This window comes from Stenotrophomonas sp. GD03877 (genome assembly GCF_029840555.1).
GTDB classification, from domain to species: Bacteria; Pseudomonadota; Gammaproteobacteria; order Xanthomonadales; family Xanthomonadaceae; genus Stenotrophomonas; species Stenotrophomonas geniculata.
On sequence record NZ_JAOCCT010000036.1, the window covers coordinates 29,786 to 53,355 of the forward strand.

Annotated in this window: 25 protein-coding genes; 11 read left to right on the plus strand and 14 right to left on the minus strand. The window is 67.3% G+C overall.

Features of this window, described 5'->3' with window-relative positions; all coding sequences use genetic code 11:
• Positions 1 to 46: 46 nt before the first annotated feature.
• Both N5D20_RS20775 and cycA read right to left on the minus strand, forming a co-directional pair.
• Positions 47 to 823 (minus strand): lytic transglycosylase domain-containing protein, encoded by a 777-nt coding sequence (locus N5D20_RS20775; RefSeq protein WP_197602437.1) that lies wholly within the window; start codon positions 821 to 823, stop codon positions 47 to 49.
• Positions 824 to 1,142: 319 nt separating this feature from the next.
• Positions 1,143 to 2,516 carry a D-serine/D-alanine/glycine transporter gene (gene cycA / locus N5D20_RS20780; RefSeq protein WP_010484152.1) on the minus strand — a complete coding sequence of 458 codons (1,374 nt, stop codon included), beginning with the start codon at positions 2,514 to 2,516 and terminating at the stop codon, positions 1,143 to 1,145.
• Positions 2,517 to 2,746: 230 nt separating this feature from the next.
• Here cycA and N5D20_RS20785 point away from each other — a divergent pair, with 230 nt between their 5' ends.
• Positions 2,747 to 4,363: an EAL domain-containing protein gene (locus tag N5D20_RS20785; protein ID WP_010484153.1), complete on the plus strand. Its 1,617-nt coding sequence runs from the start codon at positions 2,747 to 2,749 to the stop codon at positions 4,361 to 4,363.
• Between the two features lie 312 nt (positions 4,364 to 4,675).
• On the opposite strand, the gene N5D20_RS20790 is transcribed toward N5D20_RS20785, so the two are convergent.
• On the minus strand, positions 4,676 to 5,860 hold the full coding sequence (locus tag N5D20_RS20790; RefSeq protein ID WP_279915224.1) for an MFS transporter: 1,185 nt from the start codon (positions 5,858 to 5,860) through the stop codon (positions 4,676 to 4,678).
• The gene (locus tag N5D20_RS20795; protein ID WP_049480244.1) at positions 5,857 to 7,035 is read right to left on the minus strand and encodes a serine hydrolase domain-containing protein; all 1,179 of its coding nucleotides are present in this window, start codon (positions 7,033 to 7,035) and stop codon (positions 5,857 to 5,859) included. Before N5D20_RS20795 ends, N5D20_RS20790 begins: the two co-directional genes overlap by 4 nt.
• 228 nt (positions 7,036 to 7,263) lie before the next feature.
• On the opposite strand from N5D20_RS20795, the gene N5D20_RS20800 reads away from it, so the two are divergent.
• A complete protein-coding gene (locus N5D20_RS20800; RefSeq protein WP_019337977.1) occupies positions 7,264 to 8,163 on the plus strand; it encodes a LysR family transcriptional regulator in 900 nt (299 codons plus the stop codon).
• 263 nt (positions 8,164 to 8,426) lie between these two features.
• Positions 8,427 to 10,034, plus strand: a complete 1,608-nt coding sequence (locus tag N5D20_RS20805; RefSeq protein ID WP_279915223.1) for an ATP-binding cassette domain-containing protein — start codon at positions 8,427 to 8,429, stop codon at positions 10,032 to 10,034.
• Positions 10,035 to 10,218: 184 nt separating this feature from the next.
• On the opposite strand, the gene N5D20_RS20810 is transcribed toward N5D20_RS20805, so the two are convergent.
• Positions 10,219 to 11,544: a GTP-binding protein gene (locus N5D20_RS20810; RefSeq protein WP_019337975.1), complete on the minus strand. Its 1,326-nt coding sequence runs from the start codon at positions 11,542 to 11,544 to the stop codon at positions 10,219 to 10,221.
• A gap of 69 nt (positions 11,545 to 11,613) precedes the next feature.
• Between N5D20_RS20810 and N5D20_RS20815 the strand changes: the two genes are divergently transcribed.
• Complete coding sequence (locus N5D20_RS20815) at positions 11,614 to 11,988, plus strand: MerC domain-containing protein (RefSeq protein WP_010484159.1); 375 nt, start codon at positions 11,614 to 11,616, stop codon at positions 11,986 to 11,988.
• A 95-nt stretch (positions 11,989 to 12,083) separates the two neighbouring features.
• On the opposite strand, the gene N5D20_RS20820 is transcribed toward N5D20_RS20815, so the two are convergent.
• A complete protein-coding gene (locus tag N5D20_RS20820; RefSeq protein ID WP_043399874.1) occupies positions 12,084 to 12,368 on the minus strand; it encodes a metal/formaldehyde-sensitive transcriptional repressor in 285 nt (94 codons plus the stop codon).
• A 52-nt stretch (positions 12,369 to 12,420) separates the two neighbouring features.
• Between N5D20_RS20820 and dmeF the strand changes: the two genes are divergently transcribed.
• On the plus strand, positions 12,421 to 13,392 hold the full coding sequence (dmeF, locus tag N5D20_RS20825; RefSeq protein WP_197654799.1) for a CDF family Co(II)/Ni(II) efflux transporter DmeF: 972 nt from the start codon (positions 12,421 to 12,423) through the stop codon (positions 13,390 to 13,392).
• A 123-nt stretch (positions 13,393 to 13,515) separates the two neighbouring features.
• Here the strand turns inward: dmeF and N5D20_RS20830 are convergent, their stop codons facing one another.
• Positions 13,516 to 13,800, minus strand: a complete 285-nt coding sequence (locus N5D20_RS20830; RefSeq protein WP_049412167.1) for a hypothetical protein — start codon at positions 13,798 to 13,800, stop codon at positions 13,516 to 13,518.
• 90 nt (positions 13,801 to 13,890) lie between these two features.
• Here N5D20_RS20830 and N5D20_RS20835 point away from each other — a divergent pair, with 90 nt between their 5' ends.
• The 3 genes from N5D20_RS20835 to N5D20_RS20845 all read left to right on the plus strand — a co-directional run bounded on the left by N5D20_RS20835 (position 13,891) and on the right by N5D20_RS20845 (position 15,664).
• Positions 13,891 to 14,307 (plus strand): hypothetical protein, encoded by a 417-nt coding sequence (locus tag N5D20_RS20835; protein WP_279915222.1) that lies wholly within the window; start codon positions 13,891 to 13,893, stop codon positions 14,305 to 14,307.
• Between the two features lie 69 nt (positions 14,308 to 14,376).
• The gene (locus N5D20_RS20840; protein WP_227853692.1) at positions 14,377 to 14,757 is read left to right on the plus strand and encodes a hypothetical protein; all 381 of its coding nucleotides are present in this window, start codon (positions 14,377 to 14,379) and stop codon (positions 14,755 to 14,757) included.
• Between the two features lie 64 nt (positions 14,758 to 14,821).
• The gene (locus N5D20_RS20845; protein WP_279915221.1) at positions 14,822 to 15,664 is read left to right on the plus strand and encodes an MnmC family methyltransferase; all 843 of its coding nucleotides are present in this window, start codon (positions 14,822 to 14,824) and stop codon (positions 15,662 to 15,664) included.
• Positions 15,665 to 15,667: 3 nt separating this feature from the next.
• Here N5D20_RS20845 and N5D20_RS20850 read toward each other — a convergent pair whose 3' ends face one another.
• On the minus strand, positions 15,668 to 16,636 hold the full coding sequence (locus N5D20_RS20850) for a polysaccharide deacetylase family protein (protein WP_279915220.1): 969 nt from the start codon (positions 16,634 to 16,636) through the stop codon (positions 15,668 to 15,670).
• 70 nt (positions 16,637 to 16,706) lie between these two features.
• Positions 16,707 to 17,366 carry a hypothetical protein gene (locus N5D20_RS20855; RefSeq protein ID WP_279915219.1) on the minus strand — a complete coding sequence of 220 codons (660 nt, stop codon included), beginning with the start codon at positions 17,364 to 17,366 and terminating at the stop codon, positions 16,707 to 16,709.
• A gap of 133 nt (positions 17,367 to 17,499) precedes the next feature.
• On the opposite strand from N5D20_RS20855, the gene N5D20_RS20860 reads away from it, so the two are divergent.
• Positions 17,500 to 18,180 carry a hypothetical protein gene (locus N5D20_RS20860; protein WP_279915218.1) on the plus strand — a complete coding sequence of 227 codons (681 nt, stop codon included), beginning with the start codon at positions 17,500 to 17,502 and terminating at the stop codon, positions 18,178 to 18,180.
• A gap of 85 nt (positions 18,181 to 18,265) precedes the next feature.
• On the opposite strand, the gene N5D20_RS20865 is transcribed toward N5D20_RS20860, so the two are convergent.
• Both N5D20_RS20865 and N5D20_RS20870 read right to left on the minus strand, forming a co-directional pair.
• Positions 18,266 to 18,439, minus strand: coding sequence for a hypothetical protein (locus N5D20_RS20865; RefSeq protein WP_005412082.1), 174 nt, complete (start codon positions 18,437 to 18,439; stop codon positions 18,266 to 18,268).
• 9 nt (positions 18,440 to 18,448) lie between these two features.
• Positions 18,449 to 19,261, minus strand: a complete 813-nt coding sequence (locus N5D20_RS20870) for an alpha/beta hydrolase (protein WP_279915217.1) — start codon at positions 19,259 to 19,261, stop codon at positions 18,449 to 18,451.
• Positions 19,262 to 19,482: 221 nt separating this feature from the next.
• Here N5D20_RS20870 and N5D20_RS20875 point away from each other — a divergent pair, with 221 nt between their 5' ends.
• Both N5D20_RS20875 and N5D20_RS20880 read left to right on the plus strand, forming a co-directional pair.
• Positions 19,483 to 19,962, plus strand: coding sequence for a DUF4440 domain-containing protein (locus N5D20_RS20875; RefSeq protein ID WP_010484170.1), 480 nt, complete (start codon positions 19,483 to 19,485; stop codon positions 19,960 to 19,962).
• 75 nt (positions 19,963 to 20,037) lie between these two features.
• Positions 20,038 to 20,454 (plus strand): XVIPCD domain-containing protein, encoded by a 417-nt coding sequence (locus N5D20_RS20880; protein ID WP_010484171.1) that lies wholly within the window; start codon positions 20,038 to 20,040, stop codon positions 20,452 to 20,454.
• 62 nt (positions 20,455 to 20,516) lie between these two features.
• Here N5D20_RS20880 and N5D20_RS20885 read toward each other — a convergent pair whose 3' ends face one another.
• The 3 genes from N5D20_RS20885 to N5D20_RS20895 form a co-directional block, all read right to left on the minus strand.
• Positions 20,517 to 21,587, minus strand: a complete 1,071-nt coding sequence (locus N5D20_RS20885) for an XVIPCD domain-containing protein (protein ID WP_029379926.1) — start codon at positions 21,585 to 21,587, stop codon at positions 20,517 to 20,519.
• A gap of 35 nt (positions 21,588 to 21,622) precedes the next feature.
• On the minus strand, positions 21,623 to 22,198 hold the full coding sequence (locus tag N5D20_RS20890; protein WP_010484173.1) for a hypothetical protein: 576 nt from the start codon (positions 22,196 to 22,198) through the stop codon (positions 21,623 to 21,625).
• Positions 22,199 to 22,341: 143 nt separating this feature from the next.
• Positions 22,342 to 23,487, minus strand: coding sequence for a YncE family protein (locus tag N5D20_RS20895; RefSeq protein WP_010484174.1), 1,146 nt, complete (start codon positions 23,485 to 23,487; stop codon positions 22,342 to 22,344).
• Positions 23,488 to 23,570 lie beyond the last annotated feature (83 nt).

The following is a 23,570-nucleotide window of genomic DNA, read 5'->3' on the forward strand; positions in this document are numbered from 1 at the left end:
GCCGAGCATGGGCTCGGCGCTACACCGCGCGTACAGCGCCACTGGCCTAGCGCGCCGGCACCTCGGTACGGATGCCCATCGCCTCGCGGTAGCGCGCGTACAGCGCCATCACCTTGTCCACATAGGCCAGGGTTTCGGCATAGGGCGGCACGCCCTTGTAGCGGGTGACCGCGCCGATGCCGGCGTTGTACGCAGCCGCTGCCAGCGGCCGGTCACCGTTGTAGCGACGCAGCAGCGCACGCATGTAGCGGGCGCCGCCATCGATCGACTGCTGGGGCGAGAACGGATCATTCACGCCGTACTCCTGCGCGGTGTCCGGCATCAACTGCATCACGCCCTGTGCGCCCTTGCTGGACACCGCCAGCGCATCGAAGTTGCTTTCAGCATGGGCAATCGCGCGCAGCCACGCGTCATCGACGCCCGTAGCCTTGGCCGCAGCCTTGAACTGTTTGGCGTGCTGCGCCAGCTGCGGCTTGCCGACCTTGCCCAGGCCTTCGTGGGCCGGCTCGCCCGGCGGCGTGGCCATGGTGAACTTCAGGAACACCCGCGAGCCGGGCAGGTTGCGGGTGGAGTAGACCAGCGCGCCATCCTGCTCGCGCTCGTACAGCACGCCGCTGAACACGCCCATGTTGCCCCACAGGTTCGGGGTCTGGATGGCGTTGTCGTCGATTTCCTTCGGGGTGCAGCGTGAACCGGGTTCCGGCGCGGTGGCCAGGCTGACGGTGTTGCCCTGCACGCAGCGGTAGACGGTGCGCGCGGCAGCCAGCCCGGGCCACAGGCTGGGCAGCAGCAACAGCGCTAGCAGGAGAGGGCGACGGGGCATGGCGGCCGGATGATCCGGCCGTGCCCGCTAATGTTGGGTGAATGGGGGCCGGCAGGGCTGCGCCCTGCACCTGCAGAGGCAACGTCAACAGCCAGAGCAGCGCTGGGCAGTTGAGGGCTGGTCGGGTGGGTGTGGCCCGGCAGGACACGCCGTAAACCCATCCATGGGGGCTCGATGGCGCCATCCATGGCGCCAACGGTCCTGCCGGGCCACACCCACCCGCCCTCGACAGTTTGCTGCGGCTGACAGTAGATCCACGCCATGCGTGGATGAAGCTGCCTGGAGACGATGGATCAATCGATGTGACGGAACACCTGGATCACTTCGCGGTCCTGCGGCGCACCCAATACCCCACGCCCAGCAGCACGAACCACACCGGGCTGGCGATCAGCGCCTGGCGGGTGTCGCCCTGCAGGCTCAGCAGCACCAGCACGGCGGCGAAGAACACCAGGCAGGCCCAGCACATGGCGACGCCGCCGGGCATCTTGAAGATCGAGGCAGCGTGGCGTTCCGGGTAGCGGCGGCGATAGGCCATGTAGGCCACCAGGATCAACGACCAGACGAAGATGAACAGCACCGTCGCCAGCGTCGTCACCAGGGTGAAGGCGGTCACCAGGTTTGGAATCAGGTAGATCAGCAGGGTGCCGCCGAGCAGGCACAGGCACGAGAACAGCAGGCCGCGGGCCGGCACTGCAGCGCGCGACAACTTCGACAGCCCCCTCGGTGCGTGGCCTTCCTCAGCCAGGCCGTACAGCATGCGGCTGGTGGAGAAGATCCCGCTGTTGGCCGAGGACGTGGCAGAGGTCAGCACCACGAAGTTGATCAAGCTGGCCGCGGCCGGAATACCAGCCAGCACGAACAGCTGCACGAACGGGCTCTTGTCCGGCACCACCTGGCGCCACGGGGTGACGGCCATGATCGCGATCAGCGCCAGTACGTAGAAGATGATGATGCGCACCGGAATCGAATTGATCGCCTTGGGCAGGTTGCGCTCGGGGTCGGCGGTTTCGGCGGCCGTGGTGCCGACCAGCTCGATGCCGACGAAGGCGAACACTGCAATCTGGAAGCCGGCGAAGAAGCCGACCAGGCCCATCGGGAACATGCCGCCGTCATTCCACAGGTTCGACAGCGCCGCGGTATGACCACTGGGCGAGGTGAAGCCCCATGCCACCAATCCGGCACCGGTAATGATCAGCGCGCAGATCGCCACGATCTTGATCAGCGCGAACCAGAATTCCATCTCGCCAAACAGCTTCACCGTCACCAGGTTCAACGACAGCAGCAGCATCACGCAGGCCAGCGCCGGCTTCCAGGCTTCAAGCCCGGGGAACCAGAATTGTGCGTAGGCAGCGATCGCGATCACATCGGCGATGGCGGTGACGATCCAGCAGAACCAGTAGGTCCATCCACAGAAGAAGCCGGCCCAGGGGCCGAGCAGATCGGTGGAAAAATCGATGAAGGATTTGTACTGCAGGTTGGACAGCAACAGTTCGCCCATCGCGCGCATCACGAAGAACAGCATCGCGCCGATGATCAGGTAGACGAAGACGATGGACGGGCCGGCCAGGCTGATGGTCTTGCCCGACCCCATGAACAGGCCGGTGCCGATGGCACCGCCAATGGCGATCAACTGGAGGTGGCGGTTGGACAGGCTGCGGCGCAGGTGCTCGGGGGGCGTTGCGGGCTCGGTCATGGGCGCGGGCAAAAGGGCGGGCGAAGCGTTCGACGGTAGTCCTCCTCAGGCAGGAGCGCCAGCGCCGGATGAGCCAATCCCGTCAAACTTGGCCGCTTTCATCACAATGTGACCAAATACCGGATTCATCCCATTCCGCCCGGCCCGGCGCCATGCTCAGATAGCCGCACCTGCCCAAGGATCGGCCCGACCATGCGCCCTGCCCTGCCCGCCCCGCTGGAGCCCCGGCCATGAGCCGGCTGCGCGTCATCATTGGTGGCACCGCACTGGCGCTGCTGGCCGCGGCCGTGCCGATCGCGGTGATGGCCTATGCCACCTGGGACCGTGCGGTCAGCGTCGAGCAGCAACGCCTGCGCGACATTGCCGGCCGTGCCCTGCGCCGCGCCGACCAGTCCTACCAGGAAGCACTGGCGGCACTGCAGTCGGCCGAGGTCGGCGCCCACAACGCCTGCGGGCCCGACCATATCCGGCGCATGCAGACGCTGGTGATGACCTCGCCGTCGGTCGACCAGATGGGCTACTTCGAGGGTGGCAAGCTACGCTGTACGTCGTGGGGGCCGTTCCTGTCCGACGTCAACCAGCCCAAGTCCGACCACGTCACCAGTGATGGCGCCGGCATCGCCGTGGATGTGCGCCCCGAGGCAAGCGGACGGCGCCAGGTCCTGTCGATCCTGTACGGCAACTATGACGTGCTGGTCGATCCGCGCCGCTTCGTCGATGTCATCGCCGACCCGAACGTACGCCTTGCCCTGGCCAGCCCGGACGGCCGCCTCCTGGCCAGGCAGGACGGCATGGATCCGGCATTGCTGGAGACCCTGCTGCGCGCGCCGGGTGAAGGCCTGGACCACAACACCCTGTACGCCACCGCCCGCAACGAAGAGTGGCTGGCGATCGCGACCACACCGCGTACCGCGCTCGCCGCGACCTTCCGCCAGCAGGCGTGGCTGTTCGTGCCGATCGGCGTTCTGCTGGCCGCTGTCGGTGCCGGCCTGGTGATCTGGCTGTCGCGTCGCCGCCTGTCGCTGCGCGGCGAGCTGGCCACGGCGATCCGCCGCCGCGAGCTGTACCTGCACTACCAGCCCATCATCGAACTGGATACCGGCATCTGCGTCGGCGCCGAAGCGCTGGTGCGCTGGCAGCGCCCGGATGGCACCCAGGTGCGGCCGGACCTGTTCATTCCGCTGGCCGAAGAGGCCGGCATGATCGGCGCGGTCACCGATCTGGTGATCGAGAACGTGGTGCGCGACATGCGCGAGCTGCTGGTGGCCGACCGCAGCGCGCACATCGCGATCAACCTGGCCGCCGAAGACATCAGCAGCGGCCGCGCGCTGAAGATGATCTCCAAGCACATGGCCGGCAGCGGCATCCTGCCGCAGCAGATCTGGATGGAAGCCACCGAGCGCGGCTTCCTCGACCTGGACCGCGCCCGCACGATGCTGGCACAGGCACGTCGGGCCGGGCACAGCGTGGCCATTGACGATTTCGGCGTCGGCTTCTCCAGCCTGCAGTACCTGGAACAGCTGCCGCTGGACGCGCTGAAGATCGACAAGTCGTTCATCGATGCGATCGGCACCGAGAGTGCGACCAGCCCGGTGACGCCGCACATCATCGACATGGCCAAGGAGCTGGGCCTGTGGGTGGTGGCCGAGGGCGTTGAAACCGAGGCACAGCTGGCGTATCTGCATACCCGCAAGGTCGAGTTCGCGCAGGGCTGGCTGTTCTCGCGGCCGCTGCCACGGGATGAGTTCGTGGTGTTCCATCACAAGCGGCAGCAGCGCTATGGCGCGGCGCGGGAGCACATGCAGAATCCGCGCAGCGTGCCGATCGAGCGTGAGGGAGTGGAGTAGGACGGCGAACGGCGGAGCCCCTCGTGGTGGGTCGCGTACTGCTATCCCCGGGGCGGCCGGGACGGTCGGGTTCGCGGGGGACGCCGTAAACCCGTCCATGGGGCTTGGCCGCGGCATCCATGCCGCGGACACCCCCGCGAACCCGACCGCCCCGGCCTCTGACAGGTTCCTGCAGCGTCCCACCACGGAATCAACGGGAAAAGGCAAAAGCAAACGCGGGGCGCTGCGCTCGGTAGATCCACGCCGCGTGGATGGCGGGGACCACGGTAGTGCCGGCCGCTGGCAGGCACCGCGCCATCACTGACTCGCCGCCTACGCCCAGGCCTTCGGCCGTGCCAGCAACCACGCCACGCTCACCGCCAGCAGCAGCAACGGCAGCCATCCCAACTGGTTTGGGCCGCCCGCCTGCAGCAGCACACCCCCTGCAACGCCACCGGCAGCAATGGCCAGGTTCCAGCCGGTCACCAGCATCGACTGCGCCAGATCCGCAGCGGCACCGGCACGCCGTGCCAATGCGGTCTGGAACAACGTAGGCACCGCGCCGAAGGCCACGCCCCACAGCATGGTCGCCAGCAGCAGCGCGGTCGCTTCGCCCGGCCACAGCAGCAGCGCGAGCACCGGCACGATGAAGCCGATCACCGCGGCCCACACCAGCGTGCGCAGATGACGGTCCACACCCCAGCCGGCAATGACGATGCCGGCGATGGCGGCCAGGCCGAAGGCCAGCAGCAGGCGGTCCAGCCACGGGCCGGCACCGGCCTCCACCGCCAGCGGTTCGATGTAGGTGTAGAGCACGTTGTGCGCCAGCACGTACAGCACCATCACCGCCAACGCACTGCGCACGCCCGGCATGCGCCACACCGTAGCCAACGACGTACGCTGACCGGCCGCCGCCGCCGGCAACGCGGGCAATGCCCAGCGCGCGTAGGCCAGCAGCACGGCTGCCAGCACGCTCATCAGCGCGAATGCCCAGCGCCAGCCGATCTGCTGGCCCAGCAACGTGCCGGCCGGTACGCCCAGCGACAGTGCCAGCGGCGATCCGACCATCGCCACCGCAATCGCCCGGCCCTGCAGCGAGGGCACCACCATGCGCGCGGCGTAGCCGGCCACCAGCGACCACAGCAGCCCGCCGCTCACGCCGGCCAGGAAGCGCGCGGCCAAGATCAGCGGGTAGCTGCTGCTCAATGCAGTCAGCGTATTGACCACCACGAAGCCGGCAATCGCGGCGAGCAGCAAGGGACGTCGCGGCAGGCGCTGGGTCAGTGCGGTCATCGGCAGTGCGGCCATCACCGAGCCAAGCGCATACACGCTGACCAGCTGGCCAACCGCCGCGTCGCTCACACCGAGGCTTTCGCCCATCGGCCGCAGGACGCCGGCCGGCAGGGTCTCGGTCAGCAGAGTGATGAAGCCGCCACCGGCCAGCGCCAGCAGTCCCGCCCACGGCAGGCGCGTGGCTTCACCGGCCGGGCCAGCCGCATCGATGGCATGGCCGCTCATCGCGCGGTCTCCAGATCAGCATAGACCGCATCGCGCAGCTCATCGACGAAGGCACCGTCCATGCCTTCGTACAGGGTGTTGGTCAGCGCCACCACGCTGAGCCCACGCGCAGGATCGACAAACCAGCTGTGCCCGTAGGCACCGCCCCAACGCCATGTACCTACGTTCTGCGGCGTACCGCTGGCGGCCGCATCGCGCAGCACCGCAAAGCCAAGGCCAAAACCCCAGCCGGCCGGTTCCGGCGGCCCCTGTTCGCCCACCTGCGGGCTGGCCATCTCCGCTGCCAGTGCGGGCGGCAACAGGCCTGAACGCTGCACATCACGCAAGGCCTCCAGCACCGCCATCACTTCATCGGCGCTACCGACCAGGCCTGCCCCGGCCGAGGGGAAACGGCTGGCATCGGTGGCGCGCGCGAGGCTGTACTCGATACCGACGGTACCCTCGAACGGAGCGACCACCTCGCCTTCGCGCAGGCGGTGCGGCTGCGGTGTGTCGCTCACATAGGGCGTGGCCAGCCGTGCCGCGTTGCGCGCAGCGAAGGCGGTGTCCCGCAGGCCCAGGGGTGCGGCCAGCAAGCGCTCGAACAGTGCCTGCAGGGATTCACCGGTCGCTGCTTCAGCCACGGCACCGGCAACGTCCACGCCCAGCGAGTACAGCCACTGGCTGCCCGGCGCGAACAGCAGGGGTGCCTGCGCGATGCGGCGCACGTTGTCGGCCAGAGAGAGCGGGTTCGCGTCCATGCCATCGCTGACGCCAGCGCGTGCGTAGGGACCCTTCGCATCGGCTTCGAGAAAGCGATAGCCCAGCCCGCTGCTGTGGCTGAGCAGCTGGCGCAGGCTGATCGCTGGCGTGCTGCCATCAGCCAGCGCCGGGCGGAAGTCCCGCAGCCAGCGCTGCACCGGTGCATCCAGGTCGAGCACGCCCTCGGCCACCAAGCCCAGGATCACCGTGCTCAGCAGCGGCTTGCTCACCGAGGCCAGCCGGAACAGCTGGTCGCGCTGCATCGGCGTGGCCGACTCGCGATCCGCCAGGCCCGTGGCGCTGGCATGGCGCAGCGCGCCGTGCTCGCGCACCAGCACCACCGCACCGACCAGGCGCTGCGGGTGGACCTGCTGCAGCAGCCGCTGCACCGAAGGCAGTGTCGGCGCAGGTTCGAAGGAAGGAGCGGCATTCATCGCGGTGATCCGTGGGGGAGAGGCCGCCACGTTAGGCAGCGGGCGTCCGCGCAAAAAGCCGGTTGCCGCTCCGGGCATCATGGACCGTGTAGTCCGCAATCGGCATGATGGCCGGAACCGCAAGGCCGCAACGGTCTCCACGCCACCCCGCACCACAGTGTTGCGATGGCGGAGCCGCCCGCTACAGCCGCGCCGGCCTACCCTGCCGCTTTCATTGCCCGCACGCCCATGTCAGTCCTGGACAACCTCGCCAACCTGCAGACCTTCGTGCATGCCGCCGACACCCGCAGCTTTGTCGAGACCGGGCGCCTGCAGGGCATATCCGCCTCGGCAGCGGGCAAATGCGTGGCGCGGCTGGAGCACGCACTGGGCGTGCGCCTGTTCCACCGCAGCACGCGCAGCATCACGCTCACCGCCGAGGGTCAGCTGTTCCTGGCGCGTTGCCGGCGCATCCTCGACGAGCGCGATGCCGCACGCACCGAGCTGGCACAGCCGCACGCTACACCCCGCGGTACGCTGCGCATCAGCCTGCCGCTGGTGGGCGACCTCACCCTGCCGTTGATGGCCGAGTTCATGGCCGCGTATCCGGATATCCGCCTGGACCTGGACTTCAGTGACCGCCTGGTTGATGTCATCGAGGAGGGCTTCGATGCGGTGCTGCGCGTCGGCGAACCCAGCGACTCGCGGATGAACGCACGCCGGCTGGGGGTATTCCCGCGGCGTGTCGTTGCCTCGCCGGGCTACCTGCAGCGCTGCGGCGTTCCGCGCACGCCGGCAGGCTTGATGCAGCACACGCTGCTGCACTATCGCTTCCCCACCACCGGCAAGCTGGAACCGTGGCCGATCCACTGGCCCGACGATGAAACGCCGCAGGAGCTTCCGGTGCACATGGTGGCCAACACCATCGAAGCGCGGGTAGCGCTCGCACTGCGCGATATCGGCCTGGCCTTCGTGCCGGTGCACTCGGTGCGCGATGCCCTGGCCGACGGCCGCCTGGTCACGGTGCTGGACGAACACGTGCATTCCTGCGGCACCTTCCATCTGCTGTGGCCGTCGGGCCGACACGTACTGCCGAAGCTGCGGGTGTTCATCGACTTCGTCGGCGCCCGCCTGGGTACCGTGCCGTAGATCCACGCCATGCGTGGATGCGTCTCGCGGCGAAAGGAAGCCGAGCATCGGCTCGGCTCTACAGAACCGCCCGATCATCGGTAGCGCCGGGCCATGCCCGGCGGCCGCGCACCCGACCATTCAGCCACTGCCGCTATACTGGCCGCTCATTCCTCCAAGAGGCTCGCGACCAATGCGCCATTGATGCCGCCGTCTTCCCACTAGACGGCCTGACTCTTCCCGCCCCTGCGCGCAGGGGAGAACCCGGCATCCATGGAGGTCGCATGACCCCGCATTCCCTCACGCTCGATCGCGTGTCGTATCGATTGGCCGACGGCCGCCCGCTGTTTTCCGATCTGACGTTTTCCTTCGAACCGGTCGCCACCGGGCTCGTCGGTGCCAATGGCGCCGGCAAGAGCGTGCTCGCACGCCTGCTGGCCGGCCGGCTGCTGCCCGACAATGGCCAGGTTCGCGGCAGTGGCCGCGTGTTCCTGTTGCCGACGCCCGGCTATCCACCCGTCGGCACGGTCGGTGAACTGGCCGGTGTCGGCGCGGAACTGGCTGCACTGCAACGCATCGAAGCCGGCAGCGTGGACGAGGCCGACTTCGCCCGCGTCGGCGACCGCTGGGATCTGCGCGAACGCCTGCAGCAGCAATGGCGTACGCTGCAGCTACCCGACGACCTCGATCCGGCCCAGCCGGCCGCGCGCCTCAGTGGTGGCCAGGCCATGCAGGTGGCGCTGTCCGGTGCCTGGGCCAGCGGTGCCGACTGGCTGATCCTGGACGAACCCAGCAACCACCTCGACGCACGCCATCGCCAACAGTTGTATGAACAGTTGCAGCAGTGGCGCGGCGGCCTGCTGGCGATCAGCCATGATCGCGAACTGCTGGCGCACATGCAGCAGATCGTCGAGCTCGATGCGCGTGGGCTGCATCGCTATGGCGGACCGTGGCAGCACTACGCCGACGCGCGCGCCGCCGAACGTGAAGCCGCCGCCGCCCAGCTTGACCATGCACGTGCACAGCACCGGCAACAGCAACGCAGCGCGCGCGAACAACACGAACGCCAGCAGCAGCGCCAGGCACGTGGCAACCGTGATGCGAAGCAGGCCAACCAGGCCCCGATCCTGCTCGGCCGGCAGAAGCAGCGCGCCGAGGCCAGCCACGGCCGCGCACAGCAGGTGCAGGCCGAGCGCCTGCAGGCCAGCGCAGAGCAGCTGCGCGCAGCTGCATCCGCGGTGCATGCGGCGCCGGAACTGGCGCTGTTTGCCGGTGCGGGCGAGCGTGGCAGCGCGCGTCTGCTGGAGGCCGAGGCGCTGGTGCTGCCACATGGCTGCAGTGCGCCGTTGCAGCTGGAGATCCGCCGGGGGCAGCGCATCGCCGTGGTCGGTGACAACGGCAGCGGCAAATCGACCCTGCTGCGTGTGTTGGCCGGCCAGCTGCCTGCATGCAGTGGCACCGTGCAACGGCATGCACCACTGGCCCTGCTCGACCAGCAGTTGCTGGGGCTGTCCGGCGCGCGCAGCATCCTCGACACCGTGCAGGCCGCCAACCCGCGCGCGGACCCAGGCGAGCTGCGCACGCGGCTGGCCCTGCTCGGGCTGGATGCACAGCGCATCCAGCGGGCGGCCCACAGCCTCAGTGATGGCGAGCGGGTGAAGGGTGCGCTGGCCAGCGTGCTGTATGCCGATCCCGCGCCCCAACTGTTGCTGCTGGACGAACCCGGTAATGCGCTGGATCTGAGCGCGTTGCAGGCGCTGGAGGAACTGCTTGCGGCGTGGCCGGGCGCGCTGGTGATGGTCAGCCACGACCGGCACCTGCTGCAGGCATTGCGACCGACGCACGTGCTGCAGGTGAGCACTGGGGGTTGGCAGTGGCGTGACGCCTTGTAGATCCACGCCATGCGTGGATTCGATTCTGTAGAGCCGAGCCCACGCTCGGCTGCAATTGCAGTAGATCCACGCCATGCGCGGATGGAATGATCCGCCAGCCGAGCGTGGGCTCGGCTCTACAAGGCGGGCAAAGGCCGGTTGAACCGCCATCCACGCATGGCGTGGATCTACAGGAGCCGTTAGCTCAGCGCTTCCACACCGGGAATGCCTGCGGCATCTGCTGCCACAGCAGCGGTCCCGCACGCAGCTCCTGTTCGTTGAGCAGGCAGGCATCCAGCTCTGCGCGCACGGCGCGCTCGTCCATGTGCACGCCAATCACCACCAGTTCCTGGCGCCGATCGCCCCACAACGGGTGCCACAGGCGCTGCATTGCCGAATGCGCGGCCGCGTCCGGAAACTCCTCCGGTCCCGGCAACGGCGCGCTCCAGCAGTCGGCCTGCTGGCGCGCCCATCCGAGGTCGCTGTACGGCAGCGGTGTCGGCGGCAACAGCGGTGTGGTGTCCTCGATGCCCGCACGCACGCGATCGCGCGCGGCGTACCAGAAGCCCGCCGCCTGCGTCCGCGTCGCGGCCCCCACGGTGTTCAGCTCGCCCACCCAGTCCATCCTGTTGGCCAGCCAGAACCAGCCTTTGCTGCGGATCACGCCGGGCATGCCCGACTGCAGCGCGCGGGCGAATCGCGCGGGGTGGAACGGACGTCGCGAGCGGTAGACGAAGCTACCGATGCCGTACTCCTCGGTTTCCGGTGTGTGCTCGCCCCGCAGTTCCTTCACCCAGCCCGGCGCACGTTGCGCACGCTCCATGTCGAAGCGACCGGTATCCAGTAGCTCGGCCAGCGGCACATTGCCGAAGCTGGACAGCAGCAGCTTCGCGTCGCGGTTCAGGCCACGCAGCACGGCCAGCGTGTCCTGCAGCACTTCGTCATCCACCTGGTCCACCTTGCTGACCACGATCACGTCGGCAAACTCCACCTGCTCGCACAGCAGGTCAACCACGCCGCGATCGTCCTCCGGGCCGGCCTGCTGGCCGCGCTCGGCCAGTCGCGACGTCGAGCCGAAGTCGGCAAGGAACGCGCTGCCGTCGACCACTGTCACCATCGTGTCCAGCCGCGCGATGTCACTCAGGCTGAAGCCGTGCTCGTCGCGCACCGCGAAGGTGGCCGCCACCGGCATCGGCTCGCCGATGCCCGTCGATTCGATCAGCAGATAGTCATAGCGGCCCGCATCGGCCAGGCGCCGCACTTCCTGCAGCAGGTCATCGCGCAGCGTGCAGCAGATGCAGCCGTTGCTGAACTCCACCAGCGTCTCTTCGGTGCGGCGCAGTTCGGCCCCACCTTCGCGCACCAGCTGCGCATCGATGTTGACCTCGCTCATGTCGTTGACGATGACCGCTACACGCAGGCCCTCGCGGTTGCGCAGGATCTGGTTGAGCAGGGTGGTCTTGCCGGCCCCCAGGAAGCCGGACAGCACGGTGACCGGAAGGCGACGGTCGGCGCGGGAAACAGTGTTCATGTCGGAGCGGGTTGGCTGCGGAACGGAAATGTTACTGTATAACAATTGTTGCGCAAGGAACCTCCCCCGATGAAGTCGCCTTCTGCCGCCCTGCTCGATGCCGGCGCGGTCGCCCTGTCCAGCCTGTGCCTGCTGCACTGCCTGGCGCTGCCCCTGCTGGCCGCCGCGCTCCCCCTGTTCGGCACCTGGGCCGAAGCGGAATGGGTGCATCTGCTGTTCGTGGCCATCGCCCTGCCGCTGACCGGCTACGCGCTGTGGCGGGCCGAGCGCCGTCACCCGCTGCCGGTGCTGGCCTGGGCCACCGCCGGCGCCGGTCTGGGCCTGTTGCTGGCCGGCGCGCTGGCGCTGCCCTCGCATGACTGGGAAACGCCGATGACCGTCACCGGCAGCCTGCTGCTGGCCGCCACGCACATCTGGAACGCACGGCACCGGCACGCGGGGTAGAGTCGACTGTTAGTCGACTCTCGCGCGAAGCGCGGGATCTCATGCCGCCTGGGCGAAGAGCAGTCGACTAACAGTCGACTCTACCGCCCCTCGGCCTATTTGCCGTAGCGGCGCAGCAGCTCCACCAGCACCTCGGCCTCGGCCGCCCGCTGCTGCGGGTCGTCGGCAGCCACCACATGTTCCTGCAGGTGCTCGTGCAGCAGCTCCATCAGCAGGCTGTGGGCTGCACCGCGCACGGCGGCGACCTGCACCAGCACGTCCGCGCAGTCGCCCGCCTCGCCCTCGGGCTTGTCCAGCGCCTGCTCCAACGCCGCCACCTGACCCGCGATACGGCGCACCCGGGTCAGCAGCTGCTTTCGATTCTTGTGTACATGGGCCATGACTGGATCATATACCCTATGGGGGTATCCACTCCACCCCCCTTGGTCCCCCATGCACCTGGACGCCCTCGCCGCCGCCCGCCGCCACGAACACCGCTTCGACGACGGCAATCCGCTGGCCGAACGCAATACCCGCCGCGCCCTGTGGCTCACCGTCGGCATGATGCTGGTGGAGATCATCGGCGGCTGGTGGTTCAACTCCATGGCCGTGCTCGCCGATGGCTGGCACATGAGTTCGCACGCGCTGGCGCTGGGCCTCTCGGTGTTCGCGTACCGCTGCGCGCGCCGCTACGCGCACGATCCGCGCTTCGCCTTTGGCACCTGGAAGATCGAGATCCTGGCCGGCTACACGAGCGCCATCGCCCTGCTCGGCGTCGCCGCGCTGATGGCCGTGCAGTCTCTGGAGCGGCTGTGGGTACCGGCGCCGATCCACTACAACGAAGCCACCGCCATCGCTGCGGTGGGCCTGGGCGTGAACCTGCTCTGCGCATGGTGGCTGCACGACAGCCCGGGCCACGCGCATCACCACCACGGGCATGACCATGGCCATCATCACGCGCATGACCACGAACACCACGATCACGGCCGTGCGCACGGTCACGACCTCAACCTGCGCTCGGCCTACGTGCACGTGCTGGCCGACGCCGCCACCTCGGTGCTGGCCATCGTCGCCCTGCTCGGCGGCAAGCTGCTGGGCCTGACCTGGCTGGATCCGGTGATGGGCCTGGTCGGCGCCGTACTGGTCACGGTGTGGGCGATCGGCCTGCTGCGCGACAGCGGCCGCATCCTGCTCGACGCGCAGATGGACGCACCGGTGGTGGCCGAAGTGCGCGAAGTGATCGAACAGGGCCCGTGGCCGGCGCGCCTGGCCGACCTGCACGTCTGGCAGGTGGGCCGCGGCAAGTATGCGGTCAGCGCCAGCGTGGTTACCAGCGACGCAGGTCTGGATGCCGATACCGTGCGCAACGCGCTGGCGATCCATGAGGAGCTGGTGCATGTAACGGTGGAGATCCACCGCAGCTGATCCTGCGCGACTGCGGTCGAATCTGTAGAGCCGAACCCATGCTCGGCTTGCCGTTGCCTTTGCAGCGCCGAGCCATGCTCGGCTGTCGCAGGCCATCAGCCGAGCACGGGCTCGGCTCTACAGTCAGAACTTCAGCATCATCCGCAGCAGGTACATCAGCAGCGGCAGCGCACTCAGCACCGCACCACCGATGCCGATCCACGGCCAACGCTCACCGCGCACGCGCGAAGCCACCGCCAGACCGCCGCCCACCAGTGCCGCACCCAGCACGCCCACGCCCAGCCCGGCGGCCATGCCATTGCCGCCTGCGGCCACCGCCGCCTGCGCAGCCAACGTGCCCGCGCCCCAACCCACAGCGATCCCCAGCCAACTGGCCATGCCGCACCACGGTGCCTTGCCCTGCGCCATCCGAAAACCCCTTTGTTCTTGCCGAATTTCTGTACGGGCCGTGCCCGCATGCTGCCTACACTAGCCGCACCTGCCCCGTAGGGACATCCCATGCGCACGCTCCGCCTGCTGCTGCCCGGTGCCCTCCTGCTGCTCACCGCCTGCGGTGGTGATGCCGGGCTTCCTTTCAGCGCCGACCCGTTGCAGGGCTGCTTCGCCACCGGCGCGCGCAAACCGGCCGACTTCCGCGTCGACAAGGAAGGCGGCCAGTACTTCGTCTCCTTCAGCCGCGGCGACCAGTGGCAGCGCGAGCCGAATGCTCTGCACAAGGCCACCCGCAGCGAGATCAGCCGCTACTTCCGCGATGACGCCGAGCAGATCGACAGCGCGCTGATCCGCATGGCCGGCGGCTTCGGCATCTTCCACTTCAACAAGGGCGCGACATTGAAGGGCAAGGCCAGTGATAGTGACTACATGGCGCTGATGCTGATCGGTGCTGGGCCGGTGTATGCGGTGAAGTGCCCGTAAGACGCAATGATTCTGATGGCGACTCAGGGCACTATGGGCGCATCCTGCCTTCTTTGAGGAGCGATGCCAATGCTGCTGTTTCTGCTGCTTGCGGTAAGCGCGCCGAAGACCCAGGGTGCCTATGACGAAGTCCGGCAGCTGCCCGATGGCCAGATCCTGATAATGCGCACTCTGGATTGGGACCTCGGCGATGGCACGAAGGAGCGCGTCATCGTGCACTGGCTGCTGCAGGAGGACGGCCGCATGCGCTACGACTTCGATCGGCAGCCACCGCAAACCCAGGAGGCCCATCGTCGATCGTGCGCGCGGCAGGGCATGCAGCCGTCGCGTGGCGTCGGCATGATCGCGGGGGAAGGGACCACACACGGTTACAGCTGCACCAGCGCTAGCGTCGGGCCCACGCCCGACTCCTCCCTGCCTGCATCCACGCATGGCATGGACCTACTTTGACATCGGCTTGGCTCTACAACAGCTGCGGTACCATGCCCTCCCCCGAACCGCCCCGGTACCCGCCGTGCCCCATTACACCGGCCCCCTGCTGACCCGCGACAGCGCCGACACCCTGCGCCGTGCCCATGACAAGGGCGCCGCCGACTGGCAGGGCTCGCTCGACCTCGGCCGCAGCGAGGACAGCGTGGCGCTGGATGCCGACGGCTTCCACTTCCGTGGCCAGGCCTACCCGTGGCCGGGCAAGCTGAAGGACCGCACGCTGTACTACTGGGATGGCGAGGAGTTCGCACCGATTTCGCGCTACAGCGGTTCGCTGATCAAGCTGGTGCCCACCGAATGGGGCGCACCGACCTTCGAGATCGACGGCATCAAGATGCTGCCGACCTCCAAGCTGTCACCCTTCGAGGATGCGCGCCGCAAGGTCGAGCTGGTCGCCCCGGCCGGCAAGGTGATGCTCGATACCTGTGGTGGCCTGGGCTACTTCGCCGCCTGCGCGCTGGAGGCCGGTGTCGGCCAGATCCGCTCGTTCGAGAAGAATGCCGACGTGATGTGGCTGCGCACGCTCAACCCGTGGTCACCGGATCCGGAATCGGCTGCGGCCGGTGGCCGCCTGCAGTTCAGCCACGGCGATGTCTCGCAGCAGATCGAACAGGTGGCCAGCAACAGTGTCGACGCGATCCTGCACGACCCGCCGCGTTTTGGTATCGCCGGCGAACTGTATTCACAGGTGTTCTACGACCACCTCGCCCGCGTCATCCGCAAGGGCGGCCGGCTGTTCCATTACACCGGCGCGCCGAACAAGCTGACCAGCGGCCGCGACGTGCCACGTGAAGTGGCCAAACGTCTGGAAAAGGCCGGCTTCAAGGCCGAGCTGGCGCTTGACGGTGTGCTGGCCGTCAAGCGCTGAGCCTCACTCCGAATCCACCTTGGCCAGCTTCATCACCCACGCCGGCACCTCGGGTTCACCGGCGTAGAACTCCTTCGGTTTCTTCTCCGCCATCGCCCAGCGGTGCAACCAGCTCGGGCCGTAACGGCCGCTGTAGCCTTCGGCACCACGTGCATAGGCCGGGTCACGCATCGCTTCATCCAGTGAGATGAAGCGATAGCCGCGGCGCTTCGTCGCCGCCACCAGTTCGGCAAACGTGGCTGCATTGAGTTCGTTGGCGTGCATCAGCCAGACCTGTGGCAGCGCGTAGCCCAGCAGTGCCTGCGACTGCTTCTCGTAGTAGTCCAGCTTGTTCAGCATGTACGGCACGTAGCCCTTGCGCAGCTGTGCCAGCGTCGCCTCGCGCGCCGGTGAATCCGGCTGCTCGTTCATCACGTTGGCGTAGGCGAACGCCCACACCCACTCGCCGTTGTCGACCGTCACCGGTGCCACGCGGTAGCCATGCTGCTTGAAGAACGCGTCCATCTCCGCGCGTTCTTCCGGCGTGCGCCCGGCACGCAGATAGGGGTGACGCATCCACTGCGGCTTCAGCCCACGCTCGACCAGCAACGGCCGCAGCACCGTCTCGCCACGCAGGAAATCCTGCTGGAACGCAGGTACGCCCTTGGCGTTCAGATCCATGTGCGAGTAGGTGTGGTTGCCGAGCACATAACCGGCGTCCAGCCAGTCGCGCAGCATCTGCGCCCGCGCCGGCTGCACCTGCCCGTCGATCTCAAGCTTGTTCTCGTTGACGAAGCCGACCACCGGCACACCCGCCTGGCGCAGCTGCGCCATCAGTGCTTCATGCCGCGACTGCAGGTCCGGCGGAACGATCTGGTCCACCCGCGCCCAGGGCAGGTCGTCGATGGTCACCGCGATCCGACGATCCACTTCAGCGGCGTGTACCGCCAGCGAGCACAGCAGCAACGGCACAGCACGCAGCAACCAACGCATCAGCACATCCTTGCAGGAGCGAAGTGCTGACTTTAGCGCGATTGTGGATGCATGGTCGGCCACGCACCCGCTATGGGCTGGGCGACTGCACCTGACGTTCGCGCACGATCGCCCGCCACAGCATGAAGCCCGCCGCCATCGCCATCAACAGCAGTGCGGCCAGAACCAAGGCCAGATCATCAGGATTGCGCAGCAACGGTGCATGCGCGCGGGTAAGAATCTCGAACACCACCTGTTGCGCCTGGGCCAGCGGCAACCGCCCCTGCTCACCCAGCTCCACCAGACACGCTGCCGGCGAAAGCGTGGCTACGCTGGTCCACGCCATGTCGTACAGGTGCAATGCCCTGACGGCCAGCGCCAGGATGGCAGCGTGCAGCGCCATCAACCCCCAGTTGGCGCGTCGCAGGCGTTCGGACAGGCGGCCCAGCCGGTAGATGCTGATCGACATCGCACCCAGCAGCGCCAGCACCACACCGGCCATCGGAACCCACTGCAACGGTTGCCACGGCGCCAACGCGGTGGAACGTGCCATCAGCTGCTCTGCCACCTGCATGCGTGCGGCAGCGTCAGGGCCACCACAGGCTTCATCCACAGGCTCGAGCAGCAACCCCACGCGGCTGTGGAAGAAGCCGGCGGCAAGCGCCACCGCCAGCAATGCCACCACCTGCAGAACCAGCAGGATCGGGCCCGGGCCACAGATACGGCAGAAGCGGGTAGCAGCAGAGGCCATCGGTTCATCCATGACAACAAAGGACCATCCTAACCAAGCACCCTGTGCTTGTCGGCTGTCGGATACGACAACCGTCGCGTGGTCCCGGTAGGATGTGGATGAGCATGGATGGTCGTATGTAGAGGTGTTGTGGATGGTCACGCTGTATCTGTGGGTGAGAACGCTGCTTCCGCTGCTGGCATTCGTGATCGCGTGGATGCTGCTGTCGCGCCTGATCAAGGCCCGCGTGGCGCGCCTTCCACGGGTTCCCTTGAACCTGCCCGAGCACAGCACCAGCCCGCGCCGGAAGGACCGGCGCATCTACGCACGCAAACTGCGGCGCAGACCGGGCCTGCGCACCGCAACGCGCCCGGCCACCGCGCCGCGCAGCTGGAACCTCGCGGCGGTGTTCGTCTCGTTCTCCGCATTGATCGCCACCGTGCTGGTCATGCCGGATGGCGCGCGCTTCCAGGTGATGGTCGAGAGCCTCACTGGCTACCCGGCCACGATTGCAGAAGTACAGGTTCCCGCTGCCGGGCAGCCTCTCGTGCTGCAGGCGTGGCAGCCCGCACTGGCGCAGCTGTCGCGGCCGGTAGCGATGCGCTACCCGATCGGGCGCACCGGCGGCGAGCACGACGCGCACGCCACGCTTCCGGTGCAGGTGAGGCATCAGGGTGATCGGCTGCAGGTGGCTGCGGCCTTGCCGGTGGATACCAATGTGCTGCGTGCAGAGCTTGCGCGCTTGGCGGGGCTGCCGGTTGAGGCCATCACCGTCCGCCAGAAAAAGATCGCGCCCTGGCTGGAACCCGGCTGGACGCCGCTGGCCAACCTGTAGAGCCGAGCCCACGCTCGGCTGCTGTTGCCCGCCGACCAAAGGCACGCGCTGGGCGCGCAAGCCGAGCATGGCTCGGCTCTACAGATCAGGATCCCCGCGGCAGCTTCGCGGCCCACATGTTGTCCACCAGATTCGGATAACGCCGTCCGTTCTCTTCCGCACGCTGTCGCGCCGCCTCTTTCTGCGCAGGCGACAGCGGCTGCGAAGTCTGGCCCTTGGGGTTGGGCTTCTTCCACGGGGGTGTCTTGGTCTGGCGCATGGCCGCAGCTTACCGCTTCAGGAAGTTCAGCAGCGCCAGATTGAAGTGGTCCGCATGGCTCGTGTTGCAGCCATGCGGCGCACCTTCCAGGATCACCACTTCGCTGCCCGCGATCGCCCGGTGCGTGCGCTGGCCAGAACCTTCAAACGGCACGATGGCATCGCTGTCACCGTGCAGGATCAGGGTTGGCACGGTGATCTTCTTCAGGTCATCGCGGAAGTCCGTGGTGGCAAACGCCTTCATGCAGCCGAGCGCCGCCGTCTGGTCGGATTGATGGCACAGCGCGATGGCCGCCTGACGCGTCTCTTCGGTCACCATCAGCTGGCCATTGGCGCTGAAGAAATCGCGGGTGAAGCCATCGAAGAACGCCTCGCGATCCTTTTCCAGACCGCTGCGCATTTCGTCAGCCTTGTCCTGGGTCAGCGGGCCGTCCGGGTTGTCGTCGCTGCGTAGCAGGAACGGCGGCACCGCCGCAGCAAACACCACACTGTGCAGGCGTTCCTGGCCATGGTTGGCCACGTAACGCGCCACCTCGCCACCGCCCATCGAGAAGCCGACCAGGGTGACATGGCGCAGATCACGTTCCTCGATCAACCCGGCCAGGTCCGCCGCCAGCGTGTCGTAGTCATAGCCATCGGCAGGCTTGTCAGAACGGCCGAAGCCACGCCGGTCGTAGCTGATCACCCGGTGCTGCGCGTCGCGCAGGATCGACACCTGCGTCTTCCAGGCATCGGCGGACAGCGGCCAACCGTGAATCAGAATGACCGGGCGGCCATCGCCACCGGTGTCTTCAACGTGCAGGCGGACGCGGGAAGCAGGCATGGGAGCTCCTGTGGAAGGGGAGGCTTTCAGGCTATGGGCCGGCCCCTATCGCGACCGTGATGGAATCGCCGGCCGCCATGACACCGCCTGCACAAGGGACGCCCCCTGGCCAATCCATAGATGCGGGCATTCACTCCCTGGAAATCCCGTTTCGTCGCAGCGCGGCTGCGGCCCTCGGAGCACCGTGCGAGCCTGCATGAATCCCGCCCTGGAGCCTCGCCATGCTGCTGCTCACCCTGCCCCTGCTGGCCGCCGGCCTCGCCGCCGCACCCGCGCCCTCCGATGACCTGCGCGAGCAGATCCACCAGGCCGACGCGCAGCTGTTCGCCGCTGCGTTCGACGACTGCGACGCTGACAAGGCGGCAGCCATGACCACTGAAGACATGGAGTTCTTCCATGACAAGGCGGGCAAGTCCGCCAGCAAGCGCGACGACTTCCGCCGCAGCGTGGCCGCCCTATGCGAGAGCACGCGCGTCAACCACACCCACCTGCGCCGCGAGCTGGTGGAAAGCTCGCTGCAGGTGTTTCCGCTGCACGATGACCGCGCCCTGGAGATCGGCGACCACCGCTTCCACGAGCGCGATGCAAACGGCATCGAGCACTGGACCGGCCAGGCCCGTTTCATCCAGGTCTGGCGCCGCGTGGACGGGCGCTGGCTGGCCGAGCGGGTGATCAGCTACGACCATCGGCCGGCGGACTGATCGCCGCGATGCGGTGGTTCACGGACCGGTTCTATACTGCCCAGGTCCGTCACGACTACCGCTGCAGATCGCCCCATGGCAGAGATCACCCCCAACCATCCCGAGTACGGCCTCAACCAGCAGATCCGTCAGGGCGTGGCTGCCCTGGACGCGCAGCATGGCCGTCCGTTCGACCAGACCAGCGAGCGTCTGACCGCCAGCCTGACCGTGCTGGCCCGCGAGCAGGGCCTGCAGCAGGTCGACCACGTGCTGGTCAGCAACGCCACGGCCAACCAGCCGGCGGGACACAACATCTTCGTGGTACAGGGCGACCCGGCCAATCCGGCGCACCTGCGGGCGATGATGCCGACCGCAGTGGCCGCGCAGACGCCGGTGGAGCAGTCGATGCAGAAGCTCGGCATTGCCCCGCAGCAGCCGGCCATGGGGCAGCTGCCCGAACAGCAGGCCCGTGAGCAGGAACAACAGCAGAACCCGGCACACCGCCTGGGCTGAGCCGCCTCCAGCGTTACCGGCGGCCCACCGCGAGAACGTCGGCTCGCCGTACGCTTGCCGCCCTAGGCCATGCGCGGCCCGGACTGCTCCTGCACCTGGCGCTGCTGCAGCTCATCCTGCGTACGCGCCTGCCCAGACTGCGACAGCTGCTCAGCGCGCTCGAAGGAGATTTCTGCCGGTGTCTGCGCGGCCACCGCCGTTGGCATGCTGGCCCGCAACTGTGCCGGGTCGTTGCGCTCCCCCTGGACGATGAAGATGCTCTGCGCCACATCGGCCTGCGCGGTGCGATCGCTCAACAGCACATGGTCGACCTGGGTCAGGCCATTGGCCTTGGCCAGCGCGTACAGGCTGGCACTGATGTTCTCGCTGGTGGCATCGAAGGCACGGCCCCGCTCTGCATCGAGCCGGGCCACGCCCTGGTGGATCTGCGAGAGCAGCGGGTCGTTGCTGTGCCGGGCCAGAAGATCACCGCTTCGTTCGCCCATGCCCTCGGCATCACTCAGCATGTGTTGCTTGAGACTGCGCTCCGGCAGGGGATTGGTTTTCCTCTGGTTGAGCTCGCTGTCCGGAAACGGCGGATCAATGCTATCCACACCGTGGATGTTGCGCAGCGGTCGGAATGCATCCTTGCCTGCCCCCTTGATGTCAAGAGGAATGCGAACATCCGGAAGAAGCTGGCCGGCGGGACCACCCAACGCGTTCACGTCGATGCTGCTTTTCCGCTGGATGCCCGCGTGATTCAGCGCTTCCCAAGTGAAGTCCACGCAGTTGTGGCGAACATCCTGATAGTGCTTGCTGAAACCGAATTTCTCCGGGTCCGAGCCGAACTGCTGGAGCTTCCTGTACTGATCTTCGCTGATCTCGAGGGTACGGGTGTAGCGCGGGTCTCTATAGACCGTTGCGTCATCCTCCATGATGGCGCCAGGACCATTCATGCTTCCGTGCTCCTTGGGAGCAAATCCATAGCTCTTCGCAGGCACGCCGGGTGCATGCAGGACGTAGAACATATGTCCTGGGGCGGACGTCTGCGGAACACCCTCAGTGTCGACGGCCGGCTTGTGCGTCCTGGGGTCGATCAGCGGTGTGCCAGGTGCAGCAATAACGATCTCTACGGTATAGCGCGGCTTGTCCATAAGGTGATTCTTTCGTTCCTTCCAGTGGTAAGTGATTACTTGCCTGGCGGCCGGGCTGCGTGTACCCGCAACTGAGCCGAGTAATGCTGCAGTTCCGGCGAGGCCTGCGCAGTGCGAACCTGTACGCGATAGCGGGTATCAAGCTCCAGTGGCAGAGCAACCAGGCTCAGCGTGTATTGGCCGTCACTGCCCATGTGCGGCGACGTATACCGCCATTCGCTGGATGCATGCCATTCCGGAAGCTGTTCACCTGCATTGAGCACCCCGGCCTGATAGCTATCGTAGGTGGGAACATCCTTCCAGGCATCAGTGCCCCATTGCTGCAGAGTCACCTCGAACGGGACCCTTGATGTGCCCACGTCAGGCTCGTCCGGCCTTCGTGTCCCTTGGCGCTGCAACTCCAGCTCCAGCGCATACGTGCGACCCGGCTTGAAGTTGCGGGCATTCGTCTCGAACTCGAACCGCACCGCCTGGCCGGGCTCGGCAACGATAATTGGCTTGACCAGATCCAGTGGCTCCGGCGCATCCGGTACGCGGCTGCTGCAGGCGCCGAGTGCGCCCGCCAGCGTGAAGACCAGGCCGGCGCGCAGCCAGCGGTGGATACCCAGCATGATTCAGATCCTTTGGCTCCCTGCCATGAGGTTCAACCCTAGCCGCCGGCTGCTGGCGCCGCAACCGGCCAATGAAAAAGGCAGGGTCTTCACCCTGCCTTCTTCACGCGGCTCGCCGCCGGGCGTGCCCCGGCGTCACCCCATTACAGCTGAATCCGTGCCACGCTCTCGTCAGCGCCCTTGTCATCCTTCTCGCCGTTCTTGATGCTCACGAACAACACGTTGTTCTTCGCATCCAGCGCCAAGCTGTTCGGGTGGGTCGGCACCTTGTAGGTCGCCACCTTCTGGTAGCTGTCACTGTTGTACGCGGTCACCGTACCGGCTTCGCGGTTGGTCACGTACAGGCGCTTGCGCGGTGCATCCAGCAGGATGCCCAGCGGGCCGGCATCGGTCGGGATGCTGGCCAGTTCCTTGCCGGTACTGCGGTCCAGCACCAGCACGCGCTGGCCCGGATGCTTGCTGACCAGGCCGCTGCTCTTGGCCTGGTAGCCACGCAGGAATTCCGAGCCCTGGTCGGTCACGAACAGGCGCTTGCCGGCCGGGTCCAGCGCGATGTTCATCGGCTGCTCGGCAGCGATCCTGTGCTGCGCCACCACCTTGTTCGACTCGGTGCCCACCACCACCAGGTCGGCCAGCAGGTTGCTGGTGTAGACGCGCTTGTTGGCCGCATCCAGCGCCAGGCCCGGCGCCTTGGCATTGCCCAGGCCGTCGATGGTGTTGATCACCTTCAGCGTGGTGGTATCGATCACGAACAGCACGCTGCTCACGTCCGGCTGGCTGCTGTGGCCGGTCACGTACAGGCGGTTGGCGGCGCTGTCGACCACCAGCTCGCGCAGGTCGTGGGTGTAGGCGGCCTTGCCGTCCTTGCCGGTCTTCTTCTCCATCAACTGGATGGTGCCCACGGCCTTGTTCTGCGCGGTGTCGACCACGGTCACCGACAGGTCCACGGTGTTGCCCACGTACAGGCGGTTGTGGGCGTCGTCCAGCACCACGCCGAACGCCTTGCGCTCCAGCGGGATGCGGGTTTCCACGGCCAGCGTGGACGGGTTCAGGCGCAGCACCTGGGCCGGGCCGGCGTCATCGCCGAAACCGCCGGAGGAGGCCACGAACACGGCGTTCTGCTTCGGGCTGTAGGCCAGCTCGTACAGGCCCTTGGCCACGGCCTGGCGCTGCACGGCGGCGGTAGCACTGGCAGCGGGTGCGTTGTCGGCGAATGCGGAGGGCACGCCGAGGCTGAGCGAAACGGCAACGGCCAGCGCGGCCGAGCGGAAGAGAGGATTACGGAACATGCGAGCGTCCTTGAATGGGCACGGGAAGGTGTCCTGGCTCGCTGGGCCGTACTGCGACGGCCCGCCCCGCATCTGTCTGCGCG

What these genes read in the sequence shown, in the direction of transcription:
- N5D20_RS20890 (WP_010484173.1), bottom strand. Translation starts at nt 22,198, where the DNA reads ATGCTGGGTATCCACCGCTGGCTGCGCGCCGGCCTGGTCTTCACGCTG.
- N5D20_RS20815 (WP_010484159.1), top strand. Translation starts at nt 11,614, where the DNA reads ATGAAGTCGCCTTCTGCCGCCCTGCTCGATGCCGGCGCGGTCGCCCTG.
- N5D20_RS20850 (WP_279915220.1), bottom strand. Translation starts at nt 16,636, where the DNA reads ATGCGTTGGTTGCTGCGTGCTGTGCCGTTGCTGCTGTGCTCGCTGGCG.
- N5D20_RS20790 (WP_279915224.1), bottom strand. Translation starts at nt 5,860, where the DNA reads ATGAGCGGCCATGCCATCGATGCGGCTGGCCCGGCCGGTGAAGCCACG.
- N5D20_RS20820 (WP_043399874.1), bottom strand. Translation starts at nt 12,368, where the DNA reads ATGGCCCATGTACACAAGAATCGAAAGCAGCTGCTGACCCGGGTGCGC.
- N5D20_RS20840 (WP_227853692.1), top strand. Translation starts at nt 14,377, where the DNA reads ATGCTGCTGTTTCTGCTGCTTGCGGTAAGCGCGCCGAAGACCCAGGGT.
- N5D20_RS20865 (WP_005412082.1), bottom strand. Translation starts at nt 18,439, where the DNA reads ATGCGCCAGACCAAGACACCCCCGTGGAAGAAGCCCAACCCCAAGGGC.
- N5D20_RS20830 (WP_049412167.1), bottom strand. Translation starts at nt 13,800, where the DNA reads ATGGCGCAGGGCAAGGCACCGTGGTGCGGCATGGCCAGTTGGCTGGGG.
- N5D20_RS20805 (WP_279915223.1), top strand. Translation starts at nt 8,427, where the DNA reads ATGACCCCGCATTCCCTCACGCTCGATCGCGTGTCGTATCGATTGGCC.
- N5D20_RS20775 (WP_197602437.1), bottom strand. Translation starts at nt 823, where the DNA reads ATGCCCCGTCGCCCTCTCCTGCTAGCGCTGTTGCTGCTGCCCAGCCTG.
- N5D20_RS20800 (WP_019337977.1), top strand. Translation starts at nt 7,264, where the DNA reads ATGTCAGTCCTGGACAACCTCGCCAACCTGCAGACCTTCGTGCATGCC.
- dmeF (WP_197654799.1), top strand. Translation starts at nt 12,421, where the DNA reads ATGCACCTGGACGCCCTCGCCGCCGCCCGCCGCCACGAACACCGCTTC.
- N5D20_RS20880 (WP_010484171.1), top strand. Translation starts at nt 20,038, where the DNA reads ATGGCAGAGATCACCCCCAACCATCCCGAGTACGGCCTCAACCAGCAG.
- cycA (WP_010484152.1), bottom strand. Translation starts at nt 2,516, where the DNA reads ATGACCGAGCCCGCAACGCCCCCCGAGCACCTGCGCCGCAGCCTGTCC.
- N5D20_RS20860 (WP_279915218.1), top strand. Translation starts at nt 17,500, where the DNA reads ATGGTCACGCTGTATCTGTGGGTGAGAACGCTGCTTCCGCTGCTGGCA.
- N5D20_RS20810 (WP_019337975.1), bottom strand. Translation starts at nt 11,544, where the DNA reads ATGAACACTGTTTCCCGCGCCGACCGTCGCCTTCCGGTCACCGTGCTG.
- N5D20_RS20785 (WP_010484153.1), top strand. Translation starts at nt 2,747, where the DNA reads ATGAGCCGGCTGCGCGTCATCATTGGTGGCACCGCACTGGCGCTGCTG.
- N5D20_RS20835 (WP_279915222.1), top strand. Translation starts at nt 13,891, where the DNA reads ATGCGCACGCTCCGCCTGCTGCTGCCCGGTGCCCTCCTGCTGCTCACC.
- N5D20_RS20795 (WP_049480244.1), bottom strand. Translation starts at nt 7,035, where the DNA reads ATGAATGCCGCTCCTTCCTTCGAACCTGCGCCGACACTGCCTTCGGTG.
- N5D20_RS20855 (WP_279915219.1), bottom strand. Translation starts at nt 17,366, where the DNA reads ATGGCCTCTGCTGCTACCCGCTTCTGCCGTATCTGTGGCCCGGGCCCG.
- N5D20_RS20895 (WP_010484174.1), bottom strand. Translation starts at nt 23,487, where the DNA reads ATGTTCCGTAATCCTCTCTTCCGCTCGGCCGCGCTGGCCGTTGCCGTT.
- N5D20_RS20875 (WP_010484170.1), top strand. Translation starts at nt 19,483, where the DNA reads ATGCTGCTGCTCACCCTGCCCCTGCTGGCCGCCGGCCTCGCCGCCGCA.
- N5D20_RS20870 (WP_279915217.1), bottom strand. Translation starts at nt 19,261, where the DNA reads ATGCCTGCTTCCCGCGTCCGCCTGCACGTTGAAGACACCGGTGGCGAT.
- N5D20_RS20885 (WP_029379926.1), bottom strand. Translation starts at nt 21,587, where the DNA reads ATGGACAAGCCGCGCTATACCGTAGAGATCGTTATTGCTGCACCTGGC.